Origin of the sequence: Rodentibacter sp. Ppn85 (assembly GCF_001999335.1) — a bacterium.
Classification (GTDB): Bacteria; Pseudomonadota; Gammaproteobacteria; order Enterobacterales; family Pasteurellaceae; genus Rodentibacter.
Genome location: NZ_MLHS01000005.1, coordinates 37,199 through 48,121, shown reverse-complemented (window position 1 = coordinate 48,121; position 10,923 = coordinate 37,199). Strand labels below are relative to the sequence as shown.

Below are 10,923 nucleotides of genomic sequence, written 5' to 3'. Positions count from 1 at the left end.
CATATAGCCGGAATTAATCGGATGGTAATGTTTCTGCTGTATATCATCTTGTTTTTAATGGGATATTTACTTGGTCAACTTGATGATATTGGAGCAAAATTACCCATTATTGGGAAAACGGCGACAATACTTTCAATGATTATTTTAACTTCAAATATGATTGGATTAATGATTTATGATCGTTTTAATCCGGCACCATTACTTAAATCTCAAGGAAAAATCGTTTCTCGCCGGCATTCATTGGTTGATTCTTTTAAACTTTCCGGCACCGTTGTTTTTGGGACTTTATGTGGCTGGTTCTTTAACTCCTATCTTGTTTTACCTACGGGTATTAATCTTTATGTATTAATTGTATTAATCTTTTTTGTGGGGATTCAGCTGCGTAACAATGGTATTTCGCTAAAAGATGCGTTGTTCAATAAACGTGGTTTTCAAACCGGTATTGTGTTTACCGTCACTTCTTTATTGGGGGGAATCATAGCGGCGTTGGTTTTAGCTATGCCTATCACTCAAGGTTTGGCATTTGCTTCAGGAATGGGGTGGTATTCTTTATCAAGCGTGGTACTGACAAATGCGTGGGGGCCGGTGCAGGGGAGTATTGCGTTTTTCAATGATTTATCTCGGGAAATTATTAGTTTATTTATCGTGCCGCTTTTTATGCAACATTTTCGCTCAACGGCTATTGGTATCACCGGTGCGACTGCATTAGATTGTACTTTACCCATTATCCAAAAATCAGGAGGAATAGAAGTAACACCCATTGCTATTTCTTTTGGATTTGTAACAAATATTCTCCCACCGCTTTTGTTGGTATTATTTTCAGGCATTCCTATTTAACTTAGTCCTCTTGAATTTTCTATATTATAAATTTTAATCAACAATACTTAACCTAAAGGAATAAAAAAATGCAACAAAAATATTCAAATCTTACTGCAGGTCTTGTATGGTTTACTGCGGCTATTTCTATGGCTGAAATTTTAACTGGAACTTGGTTTGCGCCTCTTGGTTGGAAACAAGGGATTATTGCGATTTTACTCGGGCATATTATTGGCGGCGCAATGTTCTTTTGTGCAGGGTTAATCGGTGCCAAAACACAAAAAAGTGCAATGCAAACGGTACAGATTTCCTTTGGTCAAAAAGGTTCGATACTTTTCTCCGTGCTCAATGCAATGCAACTTATCGGTTGGACTGCGGTGATGATTTATATGGGGGCGGAAGTAATTTCTATTTTGAATCAACAGGAAGCACAAAATTCACTTTTTCCCTTATTTACCGTTGGATTAGGTGTACTCATCATAGTCTGGTTATTAATGGGATTTACCAATCTTGGTGTGATAAAAAGTCTTTCTTTGGTGACGATGTTTTTATTGATGCTTTGGTTGACTTTGCAAATCATTAGCCGTGATTTTATACCGATGTTGGAAGAACAACATCATATTAAGTTTGGTACGGCGGTAGAGATTGCCGCGATTATGCCGTTATCTTGGCTTCCGGTTGTTTCCGATCATACGAAACATACAAAAACACCGCTAAAAACAACCGCACTTTCTACTCTCGCCTATACTGTCACAAGCTGTTGGATGTATTCCATTGGGTTAGGGGCCGCACTTGTAAGCGGAAAATCAGAAATCGCTCAAATTTTGACATTATCCGGAGTCAGTATTGTTGGTGTGCTGATTGTTGTCACATCAACCATGATCAATACAGCATTACCGGCACATTCCACGGGAATGAGCTTGAATAATATTTACGCTAAATTGAGTGTGAAATGGGTTTCAATTCTCACGGTGGTTACCGGTATTATTCTTGCAACAATGTTGCCGGTTACGCAATATGAGCATTTTCTCTTTTTTATCGGCTCGGTGTTCGCTCCTATGATAGGGGTACTGATTGCTGATTTCTTTGTGTTTAAACAAAGAGAACCTCAGAAAAACATTGATGTTATAGGTTTAGGTGTTTGGTTTATTGGCTTTGTTATTTACCGTGTTTTAATGTGGCAAGAATGGGAAACCGAATTAGGGGTAACTTTTCCTGTTATTGCTTTCACCTTCGGTTTAACCATTTTGGTTCGTAAGTTAACAAAAAAATAGAAAAGATAAGGGGAAAATTATGAATTTTCCCCTCTTTTTTAGCGGAAATTATTTTTTCCAAATCACGTGAAATTCACGATTTTCTTCATGGTGAGAAATGAGGAATTTGGCAAAGACATCATCCATTTCATCGTTATCGTTAACTAAACCAATCCATACTTCGGCAAAGGCATCCGGATCGATTAATACACCGATTTCCTGTTCCCAATCTTCCGCTGTTTCGACAAATTCCACGGCACCACGATCTTCAAATTGGAGATTAAAGAGCATAATATCCGCCGGATCTAAATTTTCCCCCGCCATTTCCAAGAAGATATCATAAGCAATGTCAATTGCAGTATCAGGATCAAGTTTTTGAAGTTCGGTTGTCATAATTTTACCTCTTTTTCAGTTATGGACGGTATGATACGGAAATAAAAAGAGCGGTCAAATTCATTTGTGTTTTTGACCGCTCTTTTATTTTATCGACTAACCGGTATTACGCATTCCGGCAGCAATGCCGGTGATGGTGATCATCAATGCTTGTTCCACATCAGGATTTGGTTGATCCGGATTTTCACGGAAACGGTGGAGAAGTTCTACTTGGAGAAGATTAAGCGGATCAGTATAGATATTGCGTAATGCGATAGACTCGGCGATCCATGGCAAATCGGACATTAACTCGCTGTTATGGGAGAGTGATAGTACCGTTTGAATATCTGCCTGTAATTGTTGGCGTAAATTTTCGCCTAAATACCAAAGTTCTTTTTTCACCAAACGTTGATCGTATTGTTGTGAAAGCCAGCTATCCGATTTGCTGAATACCATTTCTAACATGCCGATTCGAGTGGAGAAAAACGGCCATGTTTGACACATTTCTTGAATAATATCGCCCTTGCCGTTTTCAATAACCTGACGCACAGCGGCACCGGCTCCCAACCATGCCGGCAACATTAGTCGATTTTGCATCCAAGCGAAAATCCAAGGAATGGCTCGAAGACTTTCTACACCTCCGTTTGGATTACGTTTGGCCGGGCGTGAACCTAAGGGTAATTTAGAGAGTTCTTGTTCCGGTGTGGCACTACGGAAGTATGGTACAAAGTCTTTATCGCCACGTACGACATCACGATAGATTTTGCAAGAAATAGTGGAAAGTTCATCCATTATTTTGCGCCATTCCGTTTTAGGTTCCGGGGGGGGTAAGAGATTTGCTTCTAAAATAGCGCTTGCATAAAGATCGAAAGTTTCTACTGCGATAGCCGGTAAACCGAGCTTAAAGCGGATCATTTCGCCTTGTTCTGTTACGCGTAAGCCATTTTTCAAGGAACGTGGCGGTTGAGAAAGTAGCGCTGCATGTGCCGGTGCGCCGCCACGACCGATTGTACCGCCACGTCCATGGAATAATGTCAATTCAATACCGAGCTTTTCAGTTAAATTCACAAGGGCTTCTTGTGCACGATATTGTGCCCATGAGGCGGCCATCATTCCTGCATCTTTGGCGGAATCAGAATAGCCAATCATCACCATTTGGCGGTTGTTAATCACACCTCGATACCAACCGATATCGAAAAGTTGGCTCATCACATCTTCTGCGGCATCTAAATCATCTAAGGTTTCAAAGAGAGGAACCACCGGTATATGGTAAGAAACCCCCGTTTCTTTTAGTAATAAATGGACGGCAAGCACATCGGATGCGCTACGCGCCATGGAAATAACGTAACAAGCAATTACGCCTTGTTTTTGTGCCGCAACAACTTTAAAAGTATCAAGAATTTCTTGTGTTTCTGCGGATGGTGTCCACTTTTGCGGAATTAACGGGCGACGTGAACTTAATTCACGAATTAAAAAGGCTTGTTTATCTTCTTCTGTCCATTGTGAATAATCACCTAAACCGATATAACGTGTGATTTCCGCAATGGCGTTGGTATGACGCGTGCTTTCTTGTCGAATATCCATTTGTGACAAGGTGACACCAAAGCAACGGATACGATGTAAAATATCAAGTAATGAACCGTTTGCAATAATACGCATACCACACGCCATAAGTGATTGATAACAATCATAAAGCGGTTCCCAAAGTTGGTTATCTTCTAAAATAATATCACTTTCTGTTACTCGAGGCAGACGATCGGCAAGGAGATCATCAAAGTAAGAGAGAGTCGTAGTGAGTTTGGTGCGTAAGCTTTTTACAACGGTGCGATATGGTTCTAAATGATCGCCGTATTTTGTTCGGAATTCATCGGTACATTTCACCATAGAAAGTTCATCAACCAGCTTACAGATGTCTTGTAGGAATAAATCCGCGGCTTTCCAACGGGCAAAATTTAGGACTTTTTGGGTAATTTGAGCGGTAACAAACGGGTTGCCGTCGCGGTCGCCCCCCATCCAAGAAGAAATGCGTACAGGTTTTAATCCTACCGGCAAATCGTAACCTAAAAATTCACGTACATTTTCATTTAATTGACGAAGAAATTCCGGCACCGCTTGCCAAAGGCTGTTTTCTAACATTGCAAAACCCCATTTAGCTTCATCAAAAGGGGTTGGGCGAACCGTGCGAATTTCATTGGTATGCCAAGCTTCGGCGATTAAACGAAGGAGTAAACGTTCAATAATGCTCCGTTCTTTTGGGGTGAGATCACCGTGTTCTAATTTACTTAAACATTTGTTGATTTCAACATGCTTATGAATCAGTGAACGGCGCGTAGTTTCCGTTGGATGTGCCGTTAAGACGAGTTCAATTAATAATTTTTCAATGGTTTTATAGACCTCTTGTTTTGAGGCTTTTTCAGCTTTTAAACGCGCGAATAGGGCGTGTAAAGACCGTTCTGAAGGGGCTTTTTGTGAATGTTCACGGGAGATCGTTTGATATTGTTCGGCAATATTTGTCAGGTTCAAAAATTGACTGAATGCCCGTGCCACAGGAATGATATTGTCCGTTGAAATATTCGCGAGGGTTTCGAGTAATGCTTGACGTGCATTGTCGTCTCCGGCTCGGGAATCACGGGATAATTTACGGATATTTTCGATAAGTTCAAGAATATCGGCACCCTGTGCATCGTTAATGGTTTCTCCGAGAAAGCGCCCTAACATATTGATGTTATTGCGCAGAGTAACATACTCTTGTGTCATACAAACTCCTAAAAAGTAAGATAAAAAATAAAACCGGATATAGATATAACTAAAAATAAGTGTAGGGTCAAACTCTACAAGAGAAAAGATTGACGAAAGGCAGGAAAAATAAATTTTTGTAAAAAAATAACCGCACTTTTTATGTTTTAGTTAAAAAAGTGCGGTTAAGTTTTAGTGAGTTTTATAACATGGTTTTAACAGATTTTCTGATAACCAATTCGGGATGAATATCAATGCGGCTTTGCTCATGTGATAAATCATTTTTATCTTTCTGTGAAATGCGTTCAAAGAGCAAATTAACCGCTTGTGCACCTAATCGGGATTTTGATTGGTGAATTGTTGTGAGCGGCGGGGCATAAAAACGTGACGAATGAATATTGTCATAGCCAATGACGGAAATATCATCTGGTACATGTAATCCTTTTTCTGTGATGGCTGAAATAGCACCGAGCGCCATGACATCATTACAACAAAATACAGCTGTTGGCAGCTCGGTTCGGGCAAGAATTTTATTCATACATTCATAGCCGTCTTCCGGTTCAAAATGACCTTCCATCACCCAATCTTTATTAATAGTTAGGTTTGCTTCTGTCATAGCTTTATCAAAACCTTCGTAACGGGTTCTTGCCGTAGTTTTACTCAGCTCCCCTGCGATGATACCGATTTTTTTATGGCCGCAATCAATCAAATGTTTGGTTGCAAGATAGCCGCCCATAAAGCTGTTATCTTCGATCACATCGGTATCACTGTTAGGCCCCCAATCCATTACGACCATCGGTAAGTTGGAAAAATTGGAAAGTAAGTCAAGAGAAGTTTGGGTATATTCGGAACACATCACAAGCAAACCATCCACCCGTTTCTTCACTAACATTTCTAAATGGTTTTTAATTTTTTCAGGATCATTTTGAGTGTTACATAAAAACAGAGAATAGCTTTGGCGATAGCAATGTTCCTCCACCGCGTGAATAATTTCGGCAAAGTAAGGCGCTTCACTGGTCGTGACGATCATACCGATAGATTTTGTGGTATTTACTTTTAAACTTCTTGCCACTGCACTGGGAGAATATTTTAGGGTTTTAATCGCATGCTGAACGGCTTCTTCTGTTTCTTTTGCAACAAATCGGGTTTTATTTATTACATGGGAAACGGTAGTGGTGGATACCCCAGCCATTTTTGCCACATCTTTAATTGTTGCCATAATTTGATTTTCTCTAAAAAAAATTTTTCCCATTATAAGGATTGTTTAGGAATAGTTAAGTGGGTAACAAAATTTTTTTAAAAAAGGTCGTTTTTTTTCTTTTTCTTGTTAGAATAACAGCGCGTTAACATCAATTTAAGGAGAAAACATGAGTGATTTTGGTTATGCGATGATTGCAGTTGTGTTAAGTATGTCTTTTATTGTTGGCTTAACACTTGCTATCTTGTAATTAAGATAGTTTTTTTTATCATCACCGCACTTCTGGTATTACAAAGTGCGGTGATTTTTTTCGGTGTTTTTTGCTTGATAGTTAGAAATATGGTAAAACTAACATTGCTTTTATTCTGTTAACTAACATAGGAAGTAGTATGTCAAATTTACAAACAATAATTGAATCCGCATTTGAAAAACGCGCGGATATTACGCCAAAAACCGTGGATTCGGAAACCCGTCGTGCGATTGAAGAAGTGATTGAAGGGTTAGACAGTGGAAAATATCGTGTTGCAGAAAAAATTGATGGTGAGTGGGTCACCCACCAGTGGTTAAAAAAAGCGGTATTGCTTTCATTCCGTATCAACGACAATCAAATCATTGATGGTGCGGAAACAAAATACTATGACAAAGTCGCATTAAAATTTGCCAATTATACTGAAGAGCGTTTCCAACAGGAAGGCTTCCGAGTTGTGCCGTCTGCTACGGTTCGTAAAGGGGCATATATTTCTAAAAATTGTGTCCTAATGCCATCTTATGTAAATATCGGTGCCTATGTCGGCGAAGGCACCATGGTGGATACTTGGGCAACGGTGGGATCCTGCGCTCAAATTGGTAAAAACGTTCACCTATCGGGCGGTGTAGGTATCGGTGGTGTATTAGAGCCGTTGCAAGCCAATCCGACTATTATTGGTGACAACTGCTTCATCGGTGCTCGTTCCGAAGTGGTTGAGGGGGTCATTGTTGAAGACGGCTGTGTGATTTCAATGGGCGTATTCATTGGTCAATCTACCAAAATTTATGATCGTGAAACCGGTGAAATTCACTATGGTCGTGTACCTGCCGGCTCTGTGGTGGTTTCGGGTAGTCTTCCGTCAAAATGCGGTAAATACAGCCTTTATTGTGCGGTTATCGTGAAAAAAGTGGATGCGAAAACCTTAGGTAAAGTCGGTATCAATGAATTATTGCGCTCAATTGAAGAGTAATTAAAAATTCTCATGAAAAATAAACCGCACTTTGTTATCACAAAATGCGGTTTTTTATTTTATAAATCAAACTATTATTTCTTTTGGGCTAACATCGTCACAAATTTCATTTTAATGCGATTGCCGTTTTCATCTGTTTTGTGCAATTCTCCCATTTCTTCATTGTACTTAATGAATTTCCAGCCTTGATAATAATCTTTCAATTCATTCTCTTTGAAAGTAAAAGAGAAAGGCATTGGGCAAGGCACATCATTAGTGGACATAGCAGCAACAATTAAGTTATACCCGCCGCTATTGGTATGTTCCTGCATATTTTTGATAATGCCCGGGACGCGTTCGCGGTTTAAGAACATAAATACGACAGTAGAAAGAATAAAATCGTAGTTTTCTTGAATATTCGCCGTATTGATATCATAAAGTGCGGTCGAAATTGTCAGATTTTCTTTTTCTTTCGTTTCATTTAAGAAAGTCAGGCTGTTTTCATTATGATCCCAAGAAGTGACATCATAACCAAGCAAACTGAGAAAGAGTGAATTTCTGCCTTGTCCGCAACCAAGATCGAGGGTTTTACAAGGACTAATTATTTTAACCGCATTTTTCACTTCGGAATGGGTTGCCGTCATATTGTATTTTTTGCTGAAGTAATCTTCTTTTTTACAATAAAAGCCAAGGGTGCATTCTAGATCATCAGTTAAGGCTTCCACCCGGTGCCAAGCTTGTGGTTCAATAAATGGGGTTTCTGTTTCAGGCGTAAAAATATGCTCGGAAAGCACCTCACCTTTCTCTGTTAATTCATAAAATTTGAGTTTACCTCTTAATACGGTTACCTTTCCCCAAGTGCCAACTTTAGTATTGTGCTTTTCTTGAAACATTTGAGGAAGTTTATCCTTTGTCCAAACGGGCATTTGTTTATAGCAAATTAATTCATTGTTCATCATTATTCTCCAAACAAGTTAAATAGTTGAGTGTTATAGTAGGTTATGTGGCTTGAATTTTCAATCAAAAAATAAAAGGGCGACTAAAGTCGCCCGAATTGACATCAAATTGATTATTTCACTTGCATACCGGCAGTTACTCCGCTGTCGGCAGAAAGTAAGAATAAATCACTGCCACCAGTGCCGGCAGATAGAATCATCCCTTCAGATACGCCGAATTTCATTTTACGCGGTGCAAGATTTGCCACCATAATCACGAATCGACCTTCCAATTCCTCCGGTTTGCTGTAAGCTGCTTTGATTCGAGAGAATACTTGACGGGTATGGTCACCAAGATCTAATTCAAAACGTAAAAGTTTATTGGATTCCGGCACGGCTTCACATTTCAACACTTTGGCGACACGCATATCAAGTTTGGCAAAATCATCAATAGTGATGGTGTCGGCAATAGGTTCTATATTAGAAAGTGCGGTGGATTTTGCCGCTGTTTTTTCTGCAACTTTGTTTGATTCGGCAAATAATTTCTTGGTTTCTTTTACCACCGCGTCAATTTGTTTTTTCTCTAAACGGGAGAATAAAGATTTAAACGGTGCGATTTGGTGACCGAGTAAAGGTTGGGTAATGTTATCCCAGCGCAATTCGCTTTGTAAAAAGGCCTCTGCACGCTCTGCTAATTTGGGTAATACCGGTTTTAAGTAGGTCATCAACACTCGGAACAATTCAATTCCCATAGAGCAGACGGCTTGTAATTCAGCTTCTTTACCTTCCTCTCTTGCGATTACCCATGGGGCTTTATCATCAATGTATTTATTGGTTTTATCTGCCAATGCCATAATTTCACGAATTGCTTTGTTAAATTCGCGGGTTTCATAATAGGTTGAGATTTGTTCTGCCCGTGCAGTAAATTCGTCAAACAATGCTTTATCTTCTAATTTATCGGCTAATTTTCCATTAAAACGTTTTGCGATAAAGCTTGCATTTCGAGAGGCTAAATTAACCAGTTTGTTTACAATATCAGTATTTACACGCTGCACAAAATCATCAAGATTGAAATCGAGATCTTCAATACGGCTATTGAGTTTTGCCGCATAGTAATAACGTAAACATTCAGGATCAATGTGATTCAAATAAGTACTTGCTTGAATGAAGGTTCCGCGAGATTTTGACATTTTTGCCCCATCCACGGTGACATAACCATGGGCAAAAACATTAGTCGGTTTACGATAATTGCAGCCTTCTAACATTGCCGGCCAAAATAGACTGTGGAAATAGACGATATCTTTTCCGATAAAATGATAAAGTTCCGCCTCGCTATTTTTCGACCAAAATTCATCGAAATTAATGCCTTCACGATCACAAAGATTTTTGAATGATGCCATATAGCCGATTGGCGCATCCAACCATACGTAGAAGAATTTCTCCTTTTCTCCCGGGATTTCAAAACCAAAATAAGGCGCATCACGGGAAATATCCCATTGTTGCAAACCGCTTTCAAACCATTCTTGCATTTTGTTGGCGATTTCAGATTGAAGCGAACCGGAACGAGTCCATTCTTGCAACATATTTTCAAATGCCGGTAAATCAAAGAAAAAGTGTTCGGATTCTTTTACAATTGGTGTCGCGCCCGATACGGCAGAACGCGGATTAATTAAATCCATCGGGCTGTAAGTGGAAGCGCATACTTCACAGTTATCGCCATATTGATCTTCCGCCTTACATTTCGGGCAGGTACCTTTCACAAAGCGATCCGGTAAGAACATATTTTTTTCAGGATCGTAAAGTTGAGCAATCACTTTGCTTTTTATAAAACCGTTTGATTTTAACTTGTTATAAATTTCTGCCGTGAGCTGCTTATTTTCTTCACTGTGTGTGGAGTGGTAATTATCAAAACTAATATTAAAACCGGCAAAATCACGAATATGATCCGCTTTCGCCTTAGCAATTAATTCTTCCGGTGTGATGCCTAATTTATCGGCATTCAACATAATCGGCGTGCCGTGTGCATCATCGGCACATACAAAATAAATTTTGTTACCGCGCATACGTTGAAAACGAACCCAAATATCTGCTTGAATATGTTCTAACATATGGCCTAAATGGATCGCACCATTGGCGTAAGGCAAGGCGCAAGTCACTAAAATTTTACGGGGTTGAGTTGACATTGTTGTTCTCTTTTTATCATACAAAATTGGGGCTTATCTTACTTGAAAAAGGGTATTTTTTCTAGTTAGAAAACAAAAGGAAAATAGACCGCACTTTTGTGTCCAAAATGATGAAGCAAAATTTAATATTGAACAGAAAGGCGCTGAGAATGGTATAAAAAACAACCCCGCAATATGAAAAATGTGGGGTTGTAGCGATTATTTGAAATACCTAGTAAAAAGGTATTTTTATAA

8 protein-coding genes are annotated in these 10,923 nt (G+C 39.3%); 3 read left to right on the top strand and 5 right to left on the bottom strand.

The genetic code is table 11. The features are described from left to right. Together BKL51_RS00995 and cytX are read left to right on the top strand one after the other, a co-directional pair. A partial coding sequence (locus tag BKL51_RS00995; RefSeq protein WP_143530474.1) for a lysine exporter LysO family protein occupies nt 1-837 on the top strand: 837 nt, incomplete at its 5' end. Between the two features lie 68 nt (nt 838-905). Further along, entirely contained in the window at nt 906-2,090 is a 1,185-nt protein-coding gene (gene cytX, locus BKL51_RS00990) for a putative hydroxymethylpyrimidine transporter CytX (protein WP_077464898.1), read from the top strand. Nucleotides 2,091-2,138: 48 nt separating this feature from the next. Here cytX and BKL51_RS00985 read toward each other — a convergent pair whose 3' ends face one another. The 3 genes from BKL51_RS00985 to purR all read right to left on the bottom strand — a co-directional run bounded on the left by BKL51_RS00985 (nt 2,139) and on the right by purR (nt 6,396). Further along, complete coding sequence (locus BKL51_RS00985) at nt 2,139-2,462, bottom strand: HI1450 family dsDNA-mimic protein (RefSeq protein ID WP_077464897.1); 324 nt, start codon at nt 2,460-2,462, stop codon at nt 2,139-2,141. 96 nt (nt 2,463-2,558) lie between these two features. Then, nucleotides 2,559-5,198, bottom strand: a complete 2,640-nt coding sequence (gene ppc / locus BKL51_RS00980) for a phosphoenolpyruvate carboxylase (protein ID WP_077464896.1) — start codon at nt 5,196-5,198, stop codon at nt 2,559-2,561. Nucleotides 5,199-5,379: 181 nt separating this feature from the next. Continuing rightward, the gene (gene purR / locus BKL51_RS00975; RefSeq protein ID WP_077464901.1) at nt 5,380-6,396 is read right to left on the bottom strand and encodes an HTH-type transcriptional repressor PurR; all 1,017 of its coding nucleotides are present in this window, start codon (nt 6,394-6,396) and stop codon (nt 5,380-5,382) included. 368 nt (nt 6,397-6,764) lie between these two features. Between purR and dapD the strand changes: the two genes are divergently transcribed. After that, nucleotides 6,765-7,592: a 2,3,4,5-tetrahydropyridine-2,6-dicarboxylate N-succinyltransferase gene (gene dapD / locus BKL51_RS00970; RefSeq protein ID WP_077464895.1), complete on the top strand. Its 828-nt coding sequence runs from the start codon at nt 6,765-6,767 to the stop codon at nt 7,590-7,592. A 74-nt stretch (nt 7,593-7,666) separates the two neighbouring features. Here the strand turns inward: dapD and tehB are convergent, their stop codons facing one another. Next, entirely contained in the window at nt 7,667-8,527 is an 861-nt protein-coding gene (gene tehB / locus BKL51_RS00965) for an SAM-dependent methyltransferase TehB (protein WP_077464894.1), read from the bottom strand. A gap of 113 nt (nt 8,528-8,640) precedes the next feature. Then, the gene (metG, locus tag BKL51_RS00960) at nt 8,641-10,689 is read right to left on the bottom strand and encodes a methionine--tRNA ligase (RefSeq protein WP_077464893.1); all 2,049 of its coding nucleotides are present in this window, start codon (nt 10,687-10,689) and stop codon (nt 8,641-8,643) included. Nucleotides 10,690-10,923 lie beyond the last annotated feature (234 nt).

Bases quoted from the DNA above. Each gene is read 5' to 3' on its own strand.
- metG (WP_077464893.1), bottom strand. From the start codon at position 10,689: ATGTCAACTCAACCCCGTAAAATTTTAGTGACTTGCGCCTTGCCTTAC.
- tehB (WP_077464894.1), bottom strand. From the start codon at position 8,527: ATGAACAATGAATTAATTTGCTATAAACAAATGCCCGTTTGGACAAAG.
- dapD (WP_077464895.1), top strand. From the start codon at position 6,765: ATGTCAAATTTACAAACAATAATTGAATCCGCATTTGAAAAACGCGCG.
- cytX (WP_077464898.1), top strand. From the start codon at position 906: ATGCAACAAAAATATTCAAATCTTACTGCAGGTCTTGTATGGTTTACT.
- BKL51_RS00985 (WP_077464897.1), bottom strand. From the start codon at position 2,462: ATGACAACCGAACTTCAAAAACTTGATCCTGATACTGCAATTGACATT.
- purR (WP_077464901.1), bottom strand. From the start codon at position 6,396: ATGGCAACAATTAAAGATGTGGCAAAAATGGCTGGGGTATCCACCACT.
- ppc (WP_077464896.1), bottom strand. From the start codon at position 5,198: ATGACACAAGAGTATGTTACTCTGCGCAATAACATCAATATGTTAGGG.